General features: G+C 68.0%; 17 protein-coding genes. 4 read left to right on the forward strand and 13 right to left on the reverse strand.

The window, feature by feature from the left end:
- Positions 1-74: 74 nt before the first annotated feature.
- The 3 genes from accB to aat are packed head-to-tail and all read left to right on the forward strand — an operon-like array spanning position 75 to position 2,572.
- A complete protein-coding gene (accB, locus tag JM664_RS14510; protein WP_227420636.1) occupies positions 75-569 on the forward strand; it encodes an acetyl-CoA carboxylase biotin carboxyl carrier protein in 495 nt (164 codons plus the stop codon).
- A complete protein-coding gene (gene accC, locus JM664_RS14515) occupies positions 570-1,916 on the forward strand; it encodes an acetyl-CoA carboxylase biotin carboxylase subunit (protein ID WP_227420637.1) in 1,347 nt (448 codons plus the stop codon).
- A gap of 11 nt (positions 1,917-1,927) precedes the next feature.
- Entirely contained in the window at positions 1,928-2,572 is a 645-nt protein-coding gene (gene aat / locus JM664_RS14520; protein WP_227420638.1) for a leucyl/phenylalanyl-tRNA--protein transferase, read from the forward strand.
- Here aat and JM664_RS14525 read toward each other — a convergent pair.
- From JM664_RS14525 to JM664_RS14580, 12 genes are all read right to left on the reverse strand, one after another.
- The gene (locus tag JM664_RS14525) at positions 2,536-2,883 is read right to left on the reverse strand and encodes a DUF2155 domain-containing protein (RefSeq protein WP_227420639.1); all 348 of its coding nucleotides are present in this window, start codon (positions 2,881-2,883) and stop codon (positions 2,536-2,538) included. The two genes, aat and JM664_RS14525, sit on opposite strands and share 37 nt — an antisense overlap.
- Positions 2,880-3,329, reverse strand: a complete 450-nt coding sequence (mlaD, locus tag JM664_RS14530; RefSeq protein ID WP_227420640.1) for an outer membrane lipid asymmetry maintenance protein MlaD — start codon at positions 3,327-3,329, stop codon at positions 2,880-2,882. Before mlaD ends, JM664_RS14525 begins: the two co-directional genes overlap by 4 nt.
- A complete protein-coding gene (locus JM664_RS14535) occupies positions 3,329-3,712 on the reverse strand; it encodes an NADH:ubiquinone oxidoreductase subunit NDUFA12 (RefSeq protein WP_227420641.1) in 384 nt (127 codons plus the stop codon). The genes mlaD and JM664_RS14535 overlap by 1 nt, the downstream gene beginning before the upstream one ends.
- A 57-nt stretch (positions 3,713-3,769) precedes the next feature.
- Positions 3,770-4,876, reverse strand: coding sequence for an NUDIX domain-containing protein (locus JM664_RS14540; protein WP_227420642.1), 1,107 nt, complete (start codon positions 4,874-4,876; stop codon positions 3,770-3,772).
- A gap of 362 nt (positions 4,877-5,238) precedes the next feature.
- Positions 5,239-6,444, reverse strand: a complete 1,206-nt coding sequence (locus tag JM664_RS14545) for a class I SAM-dependent methyltransferase (RefSeq protein ID WP_264465720.1) — start codon at positions 6,442-6,444, stop codon at positions 5,239-5,241.
- Positions 6,445-6,581: 137 nt separating this feature from the next.
- A complete protein-coding gene (locus tag JM664_RS14550) occupies positions 6,582-7,988 on the reverse strand; it encodes a cryptochrome/photolyase family protein (protein WP_227420644.1) in 1,407 nt (468 codons plus the stop codon).
- Positions 7,989-8,466: 478 nt separating this feature from the next.
- On the reverse strand, positions 8,467-11,118 hold the full coding sequence (gene alaS, locus JM664_RS14555) for an alanine--tRNA ligase (protein WP_227420645.1): 2,652 nt from the start codon (positions 11,116-11,118) through the stop codon (positions 8,467-8,469).
- 112 nt (positions 11,119-11,230) lie between these two features.
- Positions 11,231-12,310, reverse strand: a complete 1,080-nt coding sequence (gene recA, locus JM664_RS14560; protein ID WP_319637545.1) for a recombinase RecA — start codon at positions 12,308-12,310, stop codon at positions 11,231-11,233.
- 133 nt (positions 12,311-12,443) lie between these two features.
- On the reverse strand, positions 12,444-14,720 hold the full coding sequence (locus JM664_RS14565; RefSeq protein WP_227420646.1) for a hybrid sensor histidine kinase/response regulator: 2,277 nt from the start codon (positions 14,718-14,720) through the stop codon (positions 12,444-12,446).
- 126 nt (positions 14,721-14,846) lie between these two features.
- Entirely contained in the window at positions 14,847-16,013 is a 1,167-nt protein-coding gene (locus JM664_RS14570) for an RsmB/NOP family class I SAM-dependent RNA methyltransferase (RefSeq protein ID WP_227420647.1), read from the reverse strand.
- Positions 16,010-19,126: an efflux RND transporter permease subunit gene (locus tag JM664_RS14575; RefSeq protein ID WP_227420648.1), complete on the reverse strand. Its 3,117-nt coding sequence runs from the start codon at positions 19,124-19,126 to the stop codon at positions 16,010-16,012. The genes JM664_RS14570 and JM664_RS14575 overlap by 4 nt, the downstream gene beginning before the upstream one ends.
- Complete coding sequence (locus JM664_RS14580; RefSeq protein ID WP_227420649.1) at positions 19,123-20,292, reverse strand: efflux RND transporter periplasmic adaptor subunit; 1,170 nt, start codon at positions 20,290-20,292, stop codon at positions 19,123-19,125. Before JM664_RS14580 ends, JM664_RS14575 begins: the two co-directional genes overlap by 4 nt.
- Before the next feature lie 204 nt (positions 20,293-20,496).
- On the opposite strand from JM664_RS14580, the gene JM664_RS14585 reads away from it, so the two are divergent.
- Positions 20,497-20,994, forward strand: coding sequence for a cupin domain-containing protein (locus JM664_RS14585; protein WP_227420650.1), 498 nt, complete (start codon positions 20,497-20,499; stop codon positions 20,992-20,994).
- A gap of 6 nt (positions 20,995-21,000) precedes the next feature.
- On the opposite strand, the gene guaB is transcribed toward JM664_RS14585, so the two are convergent.
- Entirely contained in the window at positions 21,001-22,452 is a 1,452-nt protein-coding gene (gene guaB / locus JM664_RS14590; protein ID WP_227420651.1) for an IMP dehydrogenase, read from the reverse strand.
- Positions 22,453-22,499: the final 47 nt, after the last annotated feature.

Below are 22,499 nucleotides of genomic sequence, written 5' to 3' on the forward strand. Positions count from 1 at the left end.
GCCTCGACTATAAGCACGTCAATCGAGAAACGGACCCGTGGCAGACGGGCGCTAATGGACCGATCGGGACGCGGATGACCAGAGAGACCCACGAGACGGACGTCGCCTTCATCAGGGCGCTGGCGGAGTTGCTGCGCGAGAACGACCTGACGGAACTGCAGGTCAAACGCGAATACGCCGAGGACGACAGCCTGAACGTGCGGGTCAGCCGCCTGACCGCTCCGCCGCCCGCCGCGCCTCCCGCACCGCCGGTGCCCATCCCGGCGGCACCCGCGATTTCGACACCGGCGCCGACCGCCGCGGCGCCTGCCGAGACCGAAGATCCGGCAAGCCATCCGGGCGTGGTGACCTCGCCCATGGTCGGCACCGCCTACCTGCAGGCCGAGCCGGGCAGCGACGCGTTCGTGAAGATCGGTGACCGGGTGACAGAGGGACAGACGCTGCTCATCATCGAGGCGATGAAGACAATGAACCACATCCCCTCGCCGCGGGCCGGAACCGTCCGCCGGATCATGATCGAGGATGGCGCGCCGGTGGAGTACGGCGCTCCCCTGATGATCGTCGACTGAATGTTCTCGAAGATCCTGATCGCCAACCGGGGCGAGATTGCCCTGCGCGTCGTCCGGGCCTGCCGCGAAATGGGCATCCGCAGCGTCGCCGTCCATTCCACGGCCGACGCCGACGCGATGCACGTGCGCATGGCGGACGAAAGCGTCTGCATCGGGCCTCCGTCCTCTTCCCAAAGCTATCTCAGCGTTCCCGCCATTATCTCGGCCTGCGAAATAACGGGCGCCGAGGCGATCCACCCCGGCTACGGCTTCCTCTCCGAGAATGCGAACTTCGTGCAGATCGTCGAGGACCATGGGCTCACCTTCATCGGCCCGCGAGCGGAGCACATCCGCGTCATGGGTGACAAGATCACCGCGAAGGAGACGATGCGGCAACTCGGCGTTCCATGTGTGCCCGGATCGGCCGGAGGAGTGCCGGACCTCGACGCGGCCCGTGCGGTCGCCGACGAGAGCGGCTATCCAGTCATCGTCAAGGCGACGGCCGGTGGCGGGGGGCGCGGCATGAAGCTCGCGCGCTCGGCAGAGGATCTCGAGCGCGCCTTCCGCACCGCCCGGGCCGAGGCCAAGGCGGCCTTCGGCAACGACGAGGTCTACATCGAGAAGTACCTCAGCAAGCCGCGCCACATAGAGATCCAGGTCTTCGGCGACGGCAAGGGACGGGCGGTGCATCTGGGCGAGCGTGACTGCTCGCTTCAACGGCGCCACCAGAAGGTACTGGAGGAGTCGCCCGGCCCCGCCATAGACGATGCGACGCGCGCCCGCATCGGCCGGATATGCGCCGACGCGGTGGGAGCGATCAACTACGCCGGTGCGGGCACAATCGAGTTCCTCTATGAGGACGGCGAGTTCTACTTCATTGAGATGAACACCCGCCTGCAGGTCGAGCATCCGGTGACTGAGGCGGTTTACGACGTCGATCTCGTGCGCGAGCAGATCCGCGTCGCGGCGGGACAACCCATGTCGTTCGACCAGGACGCGCTGACGCCGCGGGGTCACGCGATCGAAGTGCGGATCAACGCCGAGAAGCTGCCCAACTTTTCGCCGTCACCGGGCCGGATCAGCCAGTACCACGCGCCAGGCGGCCTCGGGGTGCGTGTCGACAGCGCACTTTACGACGGCTACCGGATCCCGCCCTACTACGACAGCCTGATCGGCAAGTTGATCGTGCATGGCAGCGACCGACCCGAGGCGCTGTCGCGGCTGGCCCGTGCGCTGGGGGAACTGATCGTTGACGGCGTGGACACCACCATACCGCTCTTCCACGCGCTGCTCCGCGAGCCGGCAGTCCTCTCCGGCGACTACGACATCCATTGGCTGGAGCACTGGTTGGAGCAGCGCCCCGGCTGACTGCGACAGACATGACCGACGGCGCTCTTACTCCCGACCTGTTGCTCGGCGCCTACGCCACAGGTATCTTTCCCATGGCGGAGCGGCGCGATGACCCGGAGATCTTCTGGGTCGACCCGCTGCGGCGGGGGATCATCCCACTCGACCGCCTCCACGTCTCGCGCTCGCTGCGGCGCCGGATCCTGCGCGGCGGCTATGAGGTGACGTACGACACCGATTTCGACGGCGTGGTGGCTGGATGCGCCGCGCGGCCGGAGACCTGGATCAACGACACGATCCGGCAGCTCTACGCCGAGCTCCACCGGCGAGGGCACGCGCACAGCGTCGAGATCCGCCACTCAGGTGCCTTGGTCGGCGGCGTCTATGGCGTGGCGATCGGCGCGGCCTTCTTCGGCGAGAGCATGTTCAGCACCATGCGCGATGCGTCAAAGATCGCCCTCGTCCACCTGGTCGACCGGCTGGTGCAGGGAGGCTTCATGCTGCTCGACACGCAGTTCGTTACGCCGCACCTGCGATCGCTCGGTGCGACCGAGATCTCGCGTGGCGAATACCGTCTGCGCCTTGCCGAGGCGCTGGACCTGCCGGCGGAATTCGGCGCCGCGGGATCGGCGCCGGCGCCTCAGCTCGTGCTGCAGCGCATCACCCAAACGTCGTAGCGCGGATGATCGAGCGCGTTCAGCGCCGGGCTCGACGCGACCATCCAGCCCTTGAAGAGTGACGCCTCCTCTTGCCGGACCTCAAGCAAGGCAAAGGCGTCGCCCGAAGGGTTCTGCGACGGATACCGGCATTCGACGAGCGTGATGCCGAGGCGGCCGAAGCTGGCTGTCTCCCCCACGTGCACGGTCACGTCCGCGACACGCCCGTCGATCTTGTCGAGCGCGCGCAGAACGGCCCCCGGCGCTTCGACCACCTGCGCCTGCGCGGCCGGGGCCGTGAGAAGCGCGACGGCGAATGCAACGGCCCTCACCCCTCGCTCCCTGTCACGAAGCGCAGGAGGAGCGTGATCAGGCTGACGGCGCTCTGCGTGTCCTCGATCTCGCCACCCGGATCGATGTCGAACGGCGAGCCGCCCGGCAGCACCTCGATGAAGGTCCCGCCGAGCAGGCCCTCGGACGCCACCGCAATCGATGTGTCCTCCGGCAGGCGCACCCCGTCGTCGATGGCGAAGAGCGTGTCCGCCCGATAGGTCTCGGGGTTCAATGCCAGACCCGTGACGGTGCCGATGCTGACGCCCGCGAGCCTTACGTCGGTGCCTACGGTCACGCCCTCGGCCGAGCGGAAGCTCGCAGTGAGCGGATAACTGGCGGCACGGACGCCGCTGCCGCCGGCGAACTGCGCGGCGTAGACGAGAAACCCCACGGCGATCAGGACGACGAGCGCCCCGGTTGCGACCTCGACCGGATTCTCCCGCATCACTCCGGCGTCCAGGCCTCGTAGTCGCTGCGCAATGCCGGCTCGGGCCGGCGGATCGAGCCCGGCGGCGCATAGGCCAGCGTCGTACCGGTCAAGTTCGGCAGGTGCGGCTTCTCCCACGACCGGTGGCGCAGCGGCCGCTCGGACGGCGGCTCGTCCCAGGTGTGGTGCAGCCAGCCGTGCCAGTCGGGGCTGACGCGGCTCGCCTCGGACTCGCCGTTATAGATGACCCAGCGCCGCTTGCCGTCCTTCGTTCGGTAGAAGGCGTTGCCGGCCTCATCCTCGCCGACCCTCACGCCGCTGCGCCAGGTGAAAAGCTGCGTGCCGATCGTCTGGCCGTGCCACCAGGTCAGCGCGCGCGTGATGTAGGTGCCGATGCTCATTCCGCCTCCGACTGCGTGGGGCAGGTATGCCCGTTCCGCCGGGCGCCGTCCAGCGGCTCACGCCGCAGCAGCATCTCGCAGCCGTGCGCGATGCGCCTGCAGCCACCACGCCGTGACAAGCAGCGGCGCATCCTCCGCCTCCCCCGACGCGACCAGCTCCATCAGCCGCGCGAACGGGAGCACGTGGCTCAGGATGTCCTCCTGCTCGGCCATAGCGCCGCCCACCTCGCCGCCCCGCGCCGCAAGGTCGCAGATGCCGACATAGGAGTGCACGTACTCGCTGAGGCACCCGGTCGACGCGTAATAGCCGCCGACCCGTTCCAGCCGCGCGATCTCCAGCGCCGCCTCCTCACGCGTCTCCCTCAGCGCGGTCGCCTCTGGCGTCTCGCCCGGATCGATCCGCCCCGCCACCGGCTCCAGCGTCCAGGCGCGTTCGTCCCCGCGAAGCCATGGGCCGTAGCGGTACTGCTCCAGCAGCATCACCTCGTCGCGCCTCGGATCGTAGGGCAGCACCGTCACCGCATCCGACGCGATGAGTCCCGAGCGCGTCACCGTCTCGCTCCACGAACCGTCAAAGCGGCGAAAGCGCAAGTCCTGCTCGACGAGCGTGAAGTAGTCGGCGTAGGGCCGTCGGTGCGCCCGAACCTCCACGTCGGCGCCGTCGAACCCGCGCCGCACCTCGGCTGGCGCCTGGACTGCCTTGGCGCGGGCCGCCGAATCCGCGCGCTGCAGGATCATCGGGCGGTGGCCGGCGACCCAGTCGGGCGAGCGGCTGGATATATACTCCATCGTCTCCCGCGCGGCTTCGCGCAGGATCGACCCCCATTTCTCCTGCCAATGGTCCAGCCGCCACGGATCGACGGCCGATGCCTCCACATCGGCGCGCCAAATGATGACCGGAATGCCGCCCAACAGCGCAGGCTCACGTCCATGCCCGAAGCTCGCCTCGTAGAACTCCAGGCGCCGGAGCGTCTCCTCGCCGAGCGACGCCGTCATCAACCCATCCGCAGATGCGCCCTCCTTGGCGACGAGGGTGGGGACATCCGCCGTCGCGCGCACCGCGAAGCCGTCAAGGGTCGCCGGCTCGACCGCCACCTCGGCGCCGAGCACGATACGACGCAGATCGTCGTCGCGCAGCGTGCCGTAGAAGAATGCCCGCTCCATCACCTCTCCCCCGGGTTCGACTCAAGACCGCCGCCGCGCCACCTTCCCCGTGATCCAGCCGGCCGGCAACGCGCGACGACCAGCAGCAGCGCAGCATGGTGCAGCAGGGGGCCGCTCGACGCCGCCATCAGCGCCACCACGTCCTGCACCGCCCCTACCGGGTCTTCGGGGCGAAATCGAGCGAGCGCAGGAGCATCGCATGCGTCGCGTGTAAAGAACTCGAGACGCAGCCGTTACCGCCGTAGCCGGCCCGATCGCGTCGACGCCGGCCACGCTGTCCCGCTCCGGCATCGCGAGTACGACGACCGGAGACAACTTCGCGAAGAGGAGCACGGCCGTTGCCTTGGCGGATGTCGGCATCCTCAGCCCGGGCGCTGCACGGTGATCTGCGTGACGTCGCAGTTCCCGCTCTGGAACGCAGCCGCGCACGAGGTCAGGTAGAACGACCACATCCGCCGGAACCGTTCGTCGAAGCCGAGGCTCGCGATCTCGTCCCAGCGCATCGTGAAGGCGTCATGCCAGCGTCTCAGCGTCTGGCTGTAGCTCTCGCCGAACTCGACCGACTGCGCGACCCTCAGGCCCGCCCGCTCGATCTCCGCGCGCAGCACCGTCGGGCTCGGCAGCATGCCACCGGGAAAGATGTACTTCTGGATGAAGTCCACCCCGCGGCGATAAACTTCCCACCGCCGGTCCTGCAGGGTAATGATTTGCAGCGTCGCATTGCGACCGGGCCGCAGTCGCTCGCGCACGGCATCGAAATAGACGGGCCAGTACTTCTCGCCTACCGCCTCGAACATCTCGATCGACGCGATCCCGTCGTACCGCCCCGCCTCGTCGCGATAGTCGCGGAAGGCGATCTCCACTTGTTCTACCAGACCGGCGTTCGCGATCCGCTGCCGGGCGAAGTCGAACTGCGCCCGGCTGATGGTTAGACCCGTCACCCGAAGGCCCCGCTCGCGCGCGGCGTACTCGGCAAATCCGCCCCAGCCACAGCCGATCTCCAGAACATGGTCGCCCTCGCGCACGCCCATCTGGTCGATCAGGCTGGCGTACTTCGCCGCCTGCGCCGCCTCGAGGCTCTCCTCGCCTGTCTGGAATTTCGCCGACGAATAGGTCATCGTGGAATCGAGCCAAAGGCGGTAGAAGTCGTTTCCGAGGTCGTAGTGCGCCGCGATGTTCCGCTTGGCCTGCGACCGCGTGTTGCCGCGCAGGAGGTGGCGCAGACGTTCGTAGGCGCGCAGGACCCGCATGCCGGGGAAGCCGTCGTAGAGATCGTCTCCCGCCACGTGAATCACGTCCATAAAGGCCTGCAGATCCGGCGTCGACCATCCACCGTCTAGGTAGGCCTCGCAGAAGCCCATGTCGCCCTCGCGGATCAGCCTCGCGAAAAGGTCGGGGTCGTGCACGACTACCTCCGCCTCCGGCCCCTTCTCGCGTCCATCGGCGCGGAACCGTCTTCCGTCCGGCAGGACGAAGTCGAGGCGCCCGCGCTCCATCCCGCAGGCCGTGGTGAAGACCGGTGCGAAATAGCGCGGCAGGTCATCCTGTCCCTCCGTCGTGCTGAGCATGCCCACTCCTTTCCCAACCCGATCAGGAAGCTACCGGCCGAAGTGAGTTCCAGCAACTCCGCCGAGACCCACCCGAGCGACCGCGAGGTCGCGAGAGGAAAGAAATGGCGCCGAAGGCGCCTCCGCCGAGTTGGCCGTCAGTCCCTGCGCTCCGCGTAGGCGTCAAGTGCGCGTTGCCTGCCGGCGGCCGCGGAGACCAAGGGCGCGGGATAGGCATCGTCGGGCGACATGTTCCATCTCAGCGGGATCGCATCGAAATAACTCAGCGCATCCTCGCCGGGCCGCCTCTGACCCTCCGCGATCCAGCGACCGACATAGGCGCGTTCGGGATCGAACTTCTGTAGCTGAGTCGCTGGGTTGAACACTCGAAAGAACGGCGACGCGTCGGGACCCGATCCCGCCACCCACTGCCAGCCGAGCGCATTGTTCGCCACGTCCCAGTCCGTCAGGCACTCTTCGAACCAGCGGCAGCCGACGCGCCAGTGCGTCATCAGGTGCTTGGTGAGGTAGGAGGCGACGATCATCCGAGACCGGTTGTGCATCCGCCCGGTGACGAACATCTCCCGCATCGCCGCGTCGACGAAGGGCATGCCCGTTCTGCCCTGCCGCCAGAGCATCGCGTCGCCATTGTCGTCGCGCCACGGAAAGTCATCCCATTCCGGCCGCCAGTTACCGGTGACGAGTCGCGGCGTGTACCAGAGCAGGTGGTAGGCGAATTCGCGCCAGATCAGCTCCTTGAGCCAGGTCGAGGCGCCGGAGCGTCCCTCTTCCTCCGCCCGCCGCGCCGCGTGCCAGCAGGTGCGGATTGAGATCTCTCCGTAGGTCAGGTTCTCCGACAGCCCCGACGTGCCATTGACCGCGGGCAGGTTCCGCCCCGCCTCGTAGTCGGCGATACCATCTTCGATGAAGCCGGCGAGCCGGTCCTGAGCCGCCGCCTCGCCGACGCGGACATGCCGCGCCACGACCTCGGCCCCGCGCTGCATGTCCGCTCCCAGCGCCCAGTCGTTCAAGGTATCGCTCCGGGGCCAGCGCTCGGGGGGCCTCAGGCGGGGCACCCGCGGCAGCGGGTCCTGCACCTCCCAATGCCGCGTCGCGCGCCAGTAGGGCGTGTAGACCTTGTAGTAGCCGCCGGATCCAGTCTCGATCGACCAGGGCTCGAACAGCACGTGGCCCGGAAACACCCGCGTCTCGACGCTGCTTTCTCGCTCCACCTCTTCGTCACGTGCGCGAGAGGCGGGATCGTAGGCGCGGGTCCACCAGATCGCCGCCGCGCCCGTCTCGTCCACCAGCCGTGCGAGAGCTTCGGCGGCGCGGCCATGTCGAAGCACGAGGCGTGACCCGATGGCCTCAAGTTCGCGCCCGAAGGCGCCGATACTCAACGATAGCCGCCAACGCGGCGCGGCGCCTTGACCTTCGATCACCTCGTCGCGCAGGAACACGGGAATGACTGGGCGGCCGCTCTCGAAGGCAGCGTGCAGCATGGGGTGATCGCCCAATCTCAGGTCCCGCCGCAGCCATGCGATTATCGGCCGATCATCCGGCATCTGGTCCTCCGCTTCAGCTTGCCGTCGATCTAGCGCCGTCGCCCGCCGATCAACGCGCCGCCGGATGGTTCTCCACGCAGCCGCTGCTCCAATGCAAGGGAACGGCCCGCGACGTTCGCTGCGCCGAGCCGCTGGATGCGCGTGTCAGCAAGACCAACCGAAATCGCAGTGCAGCACCAAAGCCGCGCATTTTAGGTTGGCGAGCCACGGCACACCGCGCTGCCGTCCCGATCGCAGCTGCCCGCGCCCGACGCCCGGCCGTCCTGACGACGCGCCGTTTCGTTTTCCGGAGCTCCAATAGCGACGCAAATGTTCGCCGCATCCTGCGCATGGTCATCCTGCGGCCTCAAAGCAGGCAGCAAGCGGTTCTTCGGCTTGAAAAGTGTCGTCCGCGTGCTCACCTGCGCGCGGAACCTGCCTTTGGCCGCGTATCTTGAGACGTTCCCAGTCTAACGCAATGCGCCCGTCGAGCCCTCGCTCAACTCTCCAGCACCCTTTCGGCGGCGGCGATGGCGGCACTCGCGTTCGCCGCATCCTTGCCTCCGCCCTGCGCGAGGTCCGGCCGACCGCCGCCGCCCTTACCGCCCAGTTCCCCGACCGCTGCGCGTACAAGATCCACGGCCGAGATCCGGCTGGTCAGGTCCGTCGTAACCCCGGCCGCTACCGCCGCCTTGCCGCCGGCATCGGTGATCAGCAGCACCGCGCCAGATCCAAGCCGCGCCTTGTGCTCGTCGACGAGCGCCGGCAGGTCCTTGCCGCTGACGCCCTGCAGCACCTGCCCCACGAACGAGATCCCGTTGACCTGCCGCGCCGCTTCCTCCGCCTGCCGCGGTCCGCCCAGAGCGGCCTCGCGCCGCAGTTGCGCCACCTCGTTCTGCAGCGCCCGCCTCTCGTCCAGGAGCGCGCGGATGCGCGCGGGCACCTGATCCGGCTGTGACTTGAGCGCCGCCGAGACTTCGGCCAAGTGGTGGCCCTGCCCGGCGAGATACTCGAACGCCGCCGCGCCAGTCAGAGCTTCAATCCGACGCACGCCGGCCGACGAAGCGCTATCGCCCAGCGTCACAAAGACGCCGATGTCCCCGGTCCGCCGGACATGGGTGCCCCCGCAGAGCTCGATCGAGTAGGTGCGCCCGCCCGGACCCTTGCCGGTGTCGGCCTCGCCCATCGAGACGACGCGAACCTCGTCGCCGTACTTTTCGCCGAAGAGCGCCTGTGCTCCCAGAGCTCGGGCATCGTCGGGCGTCATGACCCGGGTTTCGACCGGCGCATTCTGCCGGATGAAGGCGTTCACCTCCCGCTCGACCTGAGTGACCTCATCGGGACTGAGCGCCGCCGCATGGCTGAAGTCGAAGCGAAGCCGGTCCGGCGCATTCAGCGAGCCACGCTGCGCAACATGCGGCCCCAGGGCCTGCCGCAATGCCTCGTGCAGCAGGTGCGTCGCCGAGTGGTTTGCCCGGATCGTCGAGCGCCGCGCATGGTCCACTTCGAGAGCCGCCGCCTCACCCGTCTTGACGCGTCCCTCGACCACCTCGGCATAGTGGATAAAGACGCCGGCCGTCTTGCGCGTGTCGGTGATCTGCGCGCGACCGCTGGCGGTGCGCAGCATCCCGGCATCGCCCACCTGGCCGCCAGCCTCGGCGTAGAACGGCGTCTGGTTCACGACGATCAGCACGCCTTCGCCTGCCGTGGCCTCGTCGGCGGGTGCGCCGTCCTTGACGAGCGCGAGGATCTGTCCCTCCGCCGTCTCCGTGTCATAACCCAGGAACTCGGTCGAGCCGTGGCGGTCGGCGATGTCGAACCAGATGCCGGCGTCGGCCGTTTCGCCCGATCCGGCCCAGGCGGCGCGCGCCTTCGCCTTCTGCTCCTCCATCGACTGCTGGAACGCGTTGACGTCAACGCCGCGGCCGCGCTCGCGCAGCGCGTCCTGCGTGAGATCGAGCGGGAAACCATAGGTGTCATAGAGCTTGAAGGCGGTCGTGCCGGGCAACTCGACGCCGTCGGGCAGGTCCGCCAGCTCCTCGTCGAGCAGGCGCAGGCCGCGCTCCAGCGTCTGGCGGAAGCGCGTCTCCTCCGACCTCAAAGTCTCCTCGATCATCGGCCGCGCGCGAACGAGCTCCGGATAAGGTTGCCCCATCTGCCGCACGAGCTCGGGGACCAGCCGGTGCATGAGCGGCTCCTGCGCACCCAGCAGGTGGGCGTGACGCATCGCGCGCCGCATGATGCGGCGCAGCACATAGCCTCGCCCCTCGTTCGAGGGCATCACGCCGTCGGCGATGAGGAACGATGTCGACCTCAGATGGTCGGCGATCACCCTGTGATGCACCTTGCCGGGGCCGTCCGGCTCGGTCGAAGTGGCGTGCGCCGCCGCCTCGATCAGCGCCCGCATCAGGTCGGTATCGTAGTTGTCGTGCTTGCCCTGCAGCAGCGCGCCGATCCGCTCGAGGCCCATGCCGGTGTCGATCGACTGCGCCGAGAGTTCTCGGCGGGTGCCGTCCTCGAACTGCTCGTATTGCATGAAGACGAGGTTCCAGATCTCGATGAACCGGTCGCCGTCCTCGTCCGGACTGCCCGGGGGGCCACCGGGAATATGGTCGCCGTGGTCGTAGAAAATCTCGGAGCACGGACCGCATGGACCGGTCGAGCCCATCATCCAGAAGTTGTCGTCGGTCGCGATGCGGATGATCCGGTTGTCCGGCAGGCCGACCTTGCGCCAGATCGCCGCCGCCTCCTCGTCGGTGTGAAAGACGGTGGCGAGAAGGCGCGACGGGTCGATGCCGTACTCCCGCGTCACCATCTCCCAGGCGAACGGGATGGCGGCATCCTTGAAGTAGTCGCCGAACGAGAAGTTGCCGAGCATTTCGAAGAAGGTGTGGTGTCGCGCTGTATAGCCGACGTTGTCGAGGTCGTTGTGCTTGCCGCCGGCCCTCACGCACTTCTGCGCGGTCGTGGCGCGCTTGTAGTCGCGCGTCTCGATGCCGGTGAACAGGTTCTTGAACTGGACCATGCCCGAGTTCACGAACATCAGCGTCGGGTCGTTGCGTGGCACGAGCGGCGAGCTCTCGACCACCTGATGGCCCTTGCCGGCAAAGTAGTCGAGAAACGTCGATCGGATGTCGTTGAGCGAGGGCATGGAAGGTCCGGGTTCAGGGATCAGCCCCCTTTAGCCGCGCGCCGTCCGCCTGTCCACACGCGCGCGGACCGCCCCCGCCCGCGTCAGGAGGGGACGGTCGCAGCTCGGCCACTCAGCCTTCCAGCAACGCGTCGCCGACCTCGTCGTCACCGGCACCCATGTCGAACTCGAGGCCGTGCGCCGCGCGGATCTTGTCCTCGATCTCCATCGCGATGCGCGCGTTCTCCTTCAGGAAGGTCTTGGCGTTCTCGCGGCCCTGTCCAATACGCTCGTCACCGTAGGAGAACCACGAGCCCGACTTCTCCACCACGCCGGCCTTGACGCCGAGGTCCAGCAGCTCCCCGACCTTCGAGATCCCCTCGCCGTACATGATGTCGAACTCGACCTGCTTGAACGGCGGCGCGACCTTGTTCTTGACCACCTTCACCCGCGTGGTGTTGCCGACCACCTCGTCGCGGTCCTTGATCGAGCCGATACGGCGGATGTCGAGCCGGACTGAGGAATAGAACTTGAGCGCGTTGCCGCCCGTCGTCGTCTCCGGGCTGCCGAACATGACGCCGATCTTCATGCGGATCTGGTTGATGAAGATCACCGTGCACTTCGAGCGGCTGATCGAGCCGGTGAGCTTGCGCATCGCCTGGCTCATCAGCCTCGCCTGGGCGCCTACCTGCGCGTCGCCCATGTCGCCCTCAAGCTCGGCCTTTGGCGTCAGCGCCGCGACCGAATCGACAACGACCATGCTAACCGCGCCGGAGCGCACCAGCGTGTCGGTGATCTCCAGCGCCTGCTCGCCCGTGTCGGGCTGCGAGATCAGGAGTTCATCGAGGTCCACGCCCAGCTTGCGCGCGTAGAGCGGGTCGAGCGCATGTTCGGCATCGACGAAGGCGCACACGCCGCCCTTCTTCTGCTCCTCGGCCACGCAATGCAGCGTCAGCGTCGTCTTGCCCGAGCTTTCCGGCCCGTAGATCTCGACGATGCGCCCTTTCGGGATGCCGCCGATGCCGAGCGCGATGTCGAGCCCTAGCGAGCCCGTCGACGTCGACTCGATCTCGGCGATCGGGTTGTCACCGCCGAGCTTCATGATCGAGCCCTTGCCGAACTGCCGCTCGATCTGGCTCAGCGCGCTGTCGAGCGCCTTCTGCCGGTCGCTGTTTCGCTTGTCGGTCATGTCGAGGATGTTCGCCGTGGCCATTGGGTGCCGATCCTTATTTCACAGCAGCCGCCGAGCGGCAATGACTGCCCATGTTCACTTGATGTTCCGTTAACCCTTATGGGACCGTAACAGGAACATTGCAAGCCGCACGTGGATGCGCGGCAGAGCATGGTTAATCGCCGCGTTTGGCCAGCGCGTCGAACTGAGCATGAACCGTCGACGTCAGGTCGGTCAGCGAGAACGGCTTGGGCAGGAATTTCGAGTTCGGGATCCGCGCCTGGTCCTCGGCAAGGCTGTCCTCAGCGTAACCAGAAACGAACACCACCCGCGTGTCCGGCCGCGCCTTCAGCGCCTCGCGCACCCAACTCGGCCCGTCCATCCCCGGCATGATCACGTCGGTTACGAAGACGTCGACGCGCAGCGTCTCGTCCTCCAGGAGCTTCAGCGCTTCCTCCGCGTTTTCCGCCTCGAGCACGGTATAGCCCCGCATCCGCAGGGCCCGTCCGGCGAAGGCGCGGACCGGCGCTTCGTCCTCGACCAGAAGGACTACCCCGTCGCCCTGCCGCGGCGCTTCAGACACCTGCTTCGCAGCTTCCGCCTCGGGCTCGGAGGGCGCGTCGTGCGCAGGGAAGTAGAGCGAGAACTCGGTCCCCGTCCCAGGCACGCTGTCGGCGAAGATGAAACCGCCGGTCTGCTTGACGATGCCATAGGCGGTCGAGAGCCCGAGGCCGGTGCCCTCGCCGGTACGCTTGGTGGTGAAAAACGGCTCGAAGATCTTCGGCAGCTTGTCCGGCGGAATGCCGACGCCCTGGTCGACGACCCGAACCACCACCCACTCGCCCGTGGGCACCACGGCCCTGTCGCGGCGCATGGGCTCGCGAAGCGTCAGAACCTTCGTCGAGATCTCGATCCTGCCGCCCGACGGCATCGCATCACGCGCATTGACGACCAGGTTCATCAGGACCTGCTCCAGCTGCCGCTTGTCCGCCCGGATCATCTTCAGCTCCGGATCGTGACTCAGCTCGAGCGTCACCTTCTCGCCCACCAGCCGGTTGAGCAGGTGGGCGAGGTCGGAGAGGCTCTCGCGCAGGTCGAGCGACTGCGGCTTGAGGTTCTGCTTGCGCGAGAAGGCGAGCAGCTGCCGCACCAGGCTCGCGGCGCGGTTCGCGTTCTGCGCGATCTGGCTGAGGTCCGAGTAGTCGGGGTCGCCAGCGTCGTGCCGCAGCAGCAAAAGGTCGCAGTGACCGCTGATGGCCGTCAGCAGGTTGTTGAAGTCGTGCGCCACACCGCCGGCCAGCTGGCCGATCGCCTGCATCTTCTGGCTCTGGACGAACTGTGCTTCGAGCGTCTTGAGTTCGGTCGCGTCGTTCAGGACCGCGACCAGCATTGGCTCGCCCTCCTGCTCGATCCGGCCCAGCGTGATCTGGAGGTAAACCTCCTTGGAGGGACGCGAGGCGCGGACGACCTCTGGCTTGTTCAGGCCGCGTCCCTCTAGAGCATCCGCAATCCACTCGCCGACCGGCCGCCCCAGACCTTCGACGAGGGAGGACATCGGCGTCCCCACAGCCATCTGATCGGCCAGCAGGTCGCGGGCGAGCCGGTTAGCCATCTCGACCTCGCCGGTCGCCGCGATCTCGAGGAGCGGCACCGGAAGCGCGTCGAAGAGCTGCCGGTCAGGCGCTGTGGCGAGCGTGCGCGCCGGCAGCAGATAAACCTCGCGCCGTCCTGCCGCGCTCGCTGTCTCGACGACCGTCCACCGCCTCGCGCCGCCCGGCCCTGTCACCTCGTGAATCTCGCCAGAGCGGAGCGGCAGGTCGGGGAAGACCTCGTCCAGGGTGTTTGAGCAATCGCCGATCACCTCGCGCATCGCGGTGTTGCGGTAGAGGATGGTGCCGGTGCGCGAGGCCGCGAGCACCGGCAGGGCCGCGTCGTCGCTGCCCCTCCCACCCCCGTCGAGGGCGAGATCTTCGAGCCGCCACAGGAAACCGTCCCTGCCCATGCGATGCGTGTTCAGCCTGATGCGGCCTTGGCGGGTGACGACCTCCTCCTCCGCGCGGCCCCGGCTGGCGGCCTGCTCCTGCAGGCGATGGAGCACCGCGGCCGGCGCGGCGAAGGCGTCCCCGAGCGCACCGAGAAGCGTTTCGACGTTGTCGCCGAAGCGCTCGACCGCCGCGGCGTTGCGGTAGCCGACGCGCCCCTCGCCGTCGGTCGTGAAGGTGGGCGTCTTGTCGTGCTCGACGAACCTTGCGACGGCGCGAAAGAGCTCCCGCTTGGCCTGCCTGCGCCGGAGCCCGAATACCCCCATTATTGCCGCAACCGCAAGGACCGCGCTGCCCGCCGCAAGGAGGAACGGGCCCGTCTGCGGCAACGGCGCAATAATCCCGGCCCCAAGAAGCAGGAGCGCAGGGACGAGCAGAAGCCACAGCCGCGGCATGGTGGACTCGGCCATCTTGTCGATGGACCTTGGAGCGAGTGAGGGATGCGGCAAGTGTCAACCTCGATGAACGTGTCGCGCCTCGCCGACCGAGAACGCTCGGCAGCGCGCCACCTTGAATCATGTACAAGTTGTGTTTTCTTACTTCAACTCGCGCCGCATGATAGACAGGAAGAAACCGTCGCCCCCGTCCAGCGGCGTGAGGCGCTGCGCCTCCTGCTGCGACCAGTCGGAGTGGCGCTCAAGGAAGCCGGCGATCTGCTCTTCGTCCTCCTCCCGCAGCAGCGAGCAGGTGACGTAGGCGAGAGTGCCGTCCGCCGCCGTCAGCTCCGCCGCTTGGTCGAGGATCTCCGTCTGCGTGCGGCGCAGTTCGGACAGGCGCCGAGGTGTTAGCGACCACTTCGCCGCGGGATCTCGGCGCCACGTCCCCGACCCCGAACAAGGCGCGTCCACCAGCACCACGTCGAAGACGTCGCGCACCGGCGGCCGGTCGTGCAGTGCGACCACAACCCCGGCGCGGCGGGCGCGCTCCGGCAGGTCGGCCATCCGCCGCGGAAACGCGTCGTGCGCGTGCCACTCCGCATCCTGCCGCGCGGCGAGGGCGAGGGTCTTGCCGCCGCCACCCGCACAGAGATCCAGCACCCGAGCGCCGGGCTTGACCGGCACCGCGTCCGCCACGGCCTGCGAGGCGGCGTCCTGTACTTCCACCAGCCCCTCGCCATAGCTTCGCGAGTTACGGATGCGGCGCGCGCCCTCGAGCACCTCGAGCGCCGTCGGGGACAGGTCGTGAGGCTGCGCGACGATGCCCTCGGCCGCGACCGCCCGCAGCGCCTCGTCCTGGTCCGCCTTCCGCAGGTTGACGCGCAGATGGACCGGCGCGCGCGACTGCATTGCCCGAAGGACCGGCTCGGCCAGGTGACCTAGCGCCTCGTCGAGGCGCGGCAGCAGCCAATCGGGGCAGTCGAGTTCGGTTTCGCGCGGCCAGGGACCGTGCGGCGCCGGCGCCTCCTCGGCGTCGAGCGGCGGCGGCGCATGGCGGGCGCCGTCGAAGACCTGCGCTGGATCGAGTCCTGTGGCGCGCACGTGACCGAGCATCAGGCCCCTGCCGGTCTCAGACCCGCCCCATGCAGCCAGCGAGCGCCGCCGGCGCAGCGCGTCATAGACATGGTCACGGATGGCGGCGCGGTCGCCCGAGCCGGCAAAACGGTTGCCTCGCGCCCAGTTGGTCAGAACCCGCTCGGCGGGCGCGCCCTTGAGGATCGCATCCAGCACCTCGATCGCCGCCGCGACCCGCGCCTCCGGTGTCACGCCGGCACCGCCGCGCCTGACCGCCGCCGCCTCGGCGCGTCCCGCAGCATCAGCATCGCCGGCGTCACCACCAGCGTCATCACCGTCGCGATCACCAGCCCGCCGGCGATGGCCGACGACAGCTCGGTCCACCACTGAGTCGAGGGCGCCCCGTAGACGATGGTGCGGGCGAAGAAGTCGATGTTGACGCCGATCACCATCGGCAAGAGCCCGAGTGCGGTCGTGACCGAAGTCAGCACGACGGGCCTCAGGCGCTGCGCACCCGTTCTCAGCGCCGCCTCGCGCGGCGACTGCCCTGTGCGGCGCAGGTCATTGTAGGTGTCGATCAAGACGATGTTGTTGTTCACGACGATCCCCGCGAGCGCGATGACTCCGATGCCGCCCATGACCACGCCGAAGGGGCGTCCCGTCACCATTAGCCCGAGGAGCACGCCGGCGACCGAGAAGATGATCGCCGACATCACGATCAGCGCCTGGTAGAAGCTGTTGAACTGGATCAGCAGAACCGCGAACATCAGTCCGATGGCAGACAGGAAGGCGGCTGCGAGAAACTGCATCGCCTCCTGCTGGTCCTCCGCCTCACCCGCGAATGACCAGTCGACGCCGGCAGGCAGGTCGGTTGCCTCCAGCGCATTGCGGAGCGCGTTGATCTGGTCGTTGACCAGGAGGCCCGGCGCCACGTTCGCCTCGATCGTCAGCACCCGCCGCTGGTCGATCCGCTGGATGCGGCCGGTGCGGGGCGACGGCTCGAAGCTGACGAAGTTGGAAATAGGGACGAGGCCCGCCGACGTCGGGATGCGAAGGCTCTCCAGCTCCTGCAGTGTCCGGTTCTCGTTCGGGAAGCGGACGCGGATATCGACCGGCCCCTCCGCGTCACCGGGGCGGTAGTCCGCGACGGTGATGCCCTGCGTCAGGAGCTGCACCGCCTGCCCCAGCAGCGTCACGTCGGCGCCGAAGCGCGCGGCCTCCGACCGGTCCAGCGCCAGGCGCCACTCCACGCCCGGCAACGGCCGGGTGTCGGCGATGTCGGTGAAGCCTCCGATCCGGCGCATCGCCGCCAGCGCAGCCTCGACCGCCTGTTCCTGCGCCTGCCGGTCGTTCGAGATGATCTGCAGGTTGACCGGCTTTCCCTCCGTCGGACCGCCCGACTGGGTCTGCACCTGCACGTCGATGCCGGGAATCTGGGCCATCTCCTGCCGGATCTCCTCGCCGATCTCGTCGGCGGTGCGGCGCTCGTCCCACTCCATCAGTTCGAGCTGGATCGTGCCGATGACCTCCTCGTCGGACTGCCTGTCGGCGCTCGAACGAGCATAGACGCTGGCGATCTCGCCATACTCCAGCAGCCGCCGCTCGACCTGACGTACCAGGGCGTCGCGCTCGTAAATCGAGAAGTTGTCCCGCGCGCGGACGGTGACCTGCATGAACTCCGGCTCCACCTCCGGGAAGAAGGTGAGGCCTCGCCCAAGCTCGCCATAGGCCGCAAAGGCGCCGAGCAGCAGCGCGACCGCCAGCAACAGCGTCGTCACCGGCCTGAGGATCGCGCGCTCGAGCAGGCGGAGATAGGCGCCCGTCATGCCGCCGATGTGGCGCGGGTCGCCATGCTCGGCGGCCGCGAGTGCCGCCTTCTGCCGCGCCGACTGGGGCTGCCGCCTGCCAATGATCCCGCCGAGCACCGGAATGAAGATCAGCGCCATGAAAAGCGACGCCGTGAGCGTCAGGATCACCGTGATCGGCAGGAACTTCATGAACTCGCCGACGACCCCCTCCCAGAAGAGCAGCGGGAAGAAGACGCTGAGCGTGGTCGCGGTCGAGGCGATGATCGGCCAGGACATGCGCTTGGCCGCATGGGCGTAGGCGTCGCGCGGGCTCGCCCCCTTCTGCAGCTTGCGGTCGGCGAGCTCGACCGTGACGATGGCGCCGTCGACCAGCATCCCCACCACCAGGATCAGCGAGAAGAGCACGACGATGTTCATCGTGTACCCCATCGCCCAGAGCGCCGCGACGCCGCTGAGGAAAGCTCCTGGAATCGCCAGCCCGACCAGCACCGACGAGCGGAAGCCCAACGCCCAGACGATGACGATCATCACCAGGATGATCGCCGCGATGACGTTCGACTCGAGGTCCGAGAGGATCGTCTCGACCTGCTCGCTCTCGTCCTGCAGGTAGGTGATGCGCACGCTCTCGGGCCAGGTTTCATCCGCCTCGTCGACGACGTCCTTCACCGCCGCCACCGTCTCGATGATGTTCGCGCCGACGCGCTTCTTGATCTCGAGCGCCAGCGCCGGCTGGCCGTCGATCCGCGCGAAGCTCGTCGGGTCCTCGAAGGTCCGCCGCACCGTCGCCACGTCGGCGAAGGTCACGACCGTGTTGCCGCGCACCTTGACCGGCAGCTCCATCACGTCCTGAATATTCTCGATGAGGCCGGGGACCTTCAGGACCAGCCGTCCCGCCTCGGTCTCGATGGCGCCGGCTGCAATCAGGCGGTTATTTCGGTTTATCTGGCTGATCAGCTCGTCGAACGAGAGGTTGTATGTCTCGAAGACCGTCGGGTCGATCAGGACCTCCATGACCTCCGACCGCTCGCCGCCGATCTCGACCTCGAGCACGCCCGGCACCGCCTCGATCCGGTCACCGAGATCATTTGCAAGGTTGTTGAGGGCGCGCTCCGGCACGGGACCGGAGAGGATTGCGGTCAGGATCGGGAAGAGCGCGGTGTTGACCTCGTTGACCGTGGGCTCCGAGGCGTCGTCGGGCAATTCCGGGCGGGCTCGGTCCACCGCCTCACGCACGTCGGTCAGGGCCTCGTCGGCGTCGAAGCCGGGCTCGAACTCCAGCGTGACCGAGGCATAGCCCTCGCCCGCGCTCGCGCTCATCTCGTCAACGCCGGTCAGCGAGGCGAGTTCGGTCTCGATTGGCTCCACCAGCAGGCGCTCGGCATCCTCGGGCGAGATGCCGTCGAGCGTCGTCACGACGTAGATGACAGGGATCGGGATTTCGGGCGAACTCTCCTTCGGGATGAACGCGTAGGAGACCGCTCCGACGACCATGATCAGCGCGAAGACAAGCGCCACGAACCGCCCGCGCGAGAAGGCCGCCTCGATGACGGCACTCATTCGGTCATCTCCCGCCGATCATCTGTCGCGGCGAGTGTCGCGACCTCGTCTTCCGTGCGCGGCGCCACCGCCTCGCCCGCACTCACGAATCCCTGACCGATGGTGATGATCCGCACCTCGTCCGGCAGCCCGGAGATCCAGATGCCGTCGGTCTGGGCACGCACGATCTCGACCTCGTGGAACTCCACCCGGTTTCCGTCATCGACCGTCTTGACGCCCAGCGCGCCGTCGGAGCCGAGCGACAGCACCGCGGGCGAGAGAAAGTGCGCCACGGTCTCGCCCACAGGAATGCGCACCTCGGCGCTGACGCCGCTCGGAACCGGATCTTCCTGGTTCGGGACCACGATCTCGGCGCGGAACGTGCGCGTCTCGGCATCGGCGTTCACACCAATATAAGCGACCTCCCCCTGCCGCACCTGCCCCGTGATGAACGATACCTCCGCGTCCTGTCCCACCTCCAGCGCCGACAGCGACTGCTGCGGCACCTGGATCACGACCGTCAGCGGCTCGCCGTCCACGATCTCGCCCACCTCCTCGCCGGCGGTGACGTACTCGCCGACCTCGATCGTCAGCTCGTCCAGCGTTCCGGCGAAGGGCGCGCGGATGATGGTGTTTTCCAGCGCCTCCTCGGCCGCCGCCACCTGAGCGCGCGCTGCGGCCAGCGCCGAGCGCGTCTCGGCGATACGGTCGAGCGTCGAGGCGCCGCGCTCGAGCAGCGTCTCGGCGTTGCGGAAGTCTCGCTCGGCCCGCGTCAGCTCCTCCTGCGCCCTCTCCAGTTCCGCCTGCCGCTGCGTGTTGTCGACTCGAGCGATGATCTGGGCGGCCTCGACGGCCTCGCCCTTGCGCGCCGCGACCTCGGCGATCTCGCCCGTCGCCTCCGTTCGGATCGAGGACAGCCGGTCCGGCTGCGCCTGCCCCTCGGCGGAGAAGATGCGCGTCACCGGTTCGGCGCGCGACTCCCGCACCGCCACCGCGATTTCCCGCGGAGCGTCGGCGACGGAGGTCTTGGTGTCCGGCTCCTCGCCGGGCAGGACGAAGCCGCTCGCCATCCATCCGAGGAGCGCGAGGATCAGCGCGGCAGCGACCCACTTCGAGCGGGAGACACCGCCGTCATCCTGGAACGAAAGCGCTGGGGTCTCGGTCGTCGCGGATTGCGGCATAGTCATCCTCAGCGGCGGCGGCCAGCGGGCGTGGCGCGGTTCGGGAGCAACTCATGCCCAGTCCGAGTCCGACGAGGCAAAGCGGATGGCTGCGCTCTCGCCGGCCACGGGAAGCGCCTCAGCACATGTCGCGGCGAAGCGCAATTTCAATCTCCTGGACTCGGCCCGCGTCGTCGCAACAAGCTCGCCGAGGTCACTACAGGAGACGCCATGACCCCGGAATCCTTCAAGCTGGAGCCGAATGACGCGATCCCGAACAATCCGCGCCTGCCTGTTCTGCACTATCGACGGGTTCTCGCCCCTTTCGAGACATCGGCCGAAGCGCTGGAGACGCTCTTCCGGCGCAACGGTTGGCCGCCGCAATGGCGGAACGGGATCTTCGACTACCACCATTATCACTCGACCGCGCACGAGGCGCTGGGGGTGGCTGCCGGTTCGGCGCGGGTGATGCTGGGCGGTCCCGGCGGGCGCGAGGCCGAGCTAGCGGCTGGTGACGTCGTGGTCCTGCCGGCGGGCACCGGTCATTGCCTGGTCGAGGCGAGGGACGGCTTCCTCGTCGTCGGGGCTTATCCTGAGGGACAGGAGTGGGACCTGCGTCGGGACGGTGCGGACCGTGAAACGCTGGCTGCCATCGCCGCAGTGCCACGCCCCGCTTTCGATCCCGTCGGCGATATGGAGGGCGCGATTTTCCAGCTCTGGCCGTCCTGAAAACGCTCAGCCAGTACGATAGTTCGGCGATTCGCGCGTGATCGACACGTCGTGGACATGGCTCTCGCTGAGACCGGCGTTCGTGATCCGGACGAAGCGGCACTTCGACCGCATCTCATCGATTGTCGCGCAGCCCGTGTAGCCCATCGCCGCGCGCAGCCCGCCCACCATCTGGTGGAGGACGGCGCCAACGGACCCCTTGTAGGGCACCTGCCCCTCGATCCCCTCGGGCACCAGCTTGTCGCCCGCCGCGTCGCTCTGAAAGTAGCGGTCGGCAGATCCGCGCGCCATCGCTCCGAGGCTGCCCATGCCGCGGTAGGTCTTGAAGGATCGGCCCTGGTAGAGGATCAGCTCGCCTGGGCTCTCGTCGGTGCCGGCGATCATGCTGCCCACCATCGCGCAGGAGCCGCCCGCGGCGATCGCCTTGGCGAAATCGCCCGAAAACTTGATGCCGCCGTCGGCAATGACCGGCACCTCGTCGGCCGCGGCCTCCGCGCAGTCGCGGATTGCGGTCAGCTGCGGCACGCCCACGCCCGCCACCACGCGCGTGGTGCAGATCGAGCCCGGGCCGATGCCCACTTTGACCGCGTCGGCGCCAGAGCCGATCAGTGTCCGCGTCGCCTCGCCCGTCGCGACGTTGCCGGCGATGATCTGGACCTGGTTCGAAAGGCGCTTGATCCGCTCCACCGCCAGCCCGACCGCCTGGCTGTGGCCGTGGGCCGTATCGACTACGATGACGTCGACGCCCGCGTCGATCAGCGCCTCCGACCGCTCGAACCCCTTGTCCCCCACCGTCGTCGCCGCCGCGACGCGCAGCCGACCCAGCCGGTCCTTGCACGCCTGCGGGTTCAGGACCGCCTGCTCACTGTCCTTGAGCGTGAGGAGGCCCGTCAGCTTGCCCTGCCCGTCGGTAACGAGCAGCTTCTCGATCCGCCGCGCCCGCATCAGGCTGCGCGCCTCGTCCAGGTCGGCGGGCTCGGTCAGCACGGCGAGATTGTCGGACGTCATCATCGCGCGAACAGGGGTGCGGTCGTTCTCGGCGAAGCGCATGTCGCGATTGGTGACGATACCGACCAGCCTCCCGTCCTCGTCCACCACGGGGAAGCCGGTGATGTTGTAGCGCTCCTGGAGCAACTTGGCGTCGGCCAGCGTCTGGTCCGGGCGCAGCGTGACGGGCTCGTAGACGATTCCGCTCTCGAAGCGCTTCACGCGCCGCACCTCGGCCGCCTGCGCCTCGACCTCGAGGTTGCGGTGCAGCACCCCCATGCCGCCCGACTGCGCCATCGCGATGGCCATCCGGCTCTCGGTCACGGTGTCCATTGCCGCGGAGACGAGCGGGATGTTGAGCATCACGTCCCGCGTCAGCCGGGTCCGGGTGTCGGCGGTCGACGGCAGCACCGAAGATGCCGCGGGCACCAGCAGCACGTCGTCGAAGGTGAGTGCCTCACGCACGTCCATCATCGGCCTCCGTCTCAGCGTCGCCGCCGCTATGGCACAACGACGGC

Origin of the sequence: Roseitranquillus sediminis (genome assembly GCF_016918935.1) — a bacterium.
Classification (GTDB): Bacteria; Pseudomonadota; Alphaproteobacteria; order Rhodobacterales; family Rhodobacteraceae; genus Roseitranquillus; species Roseitranquillus sediminis.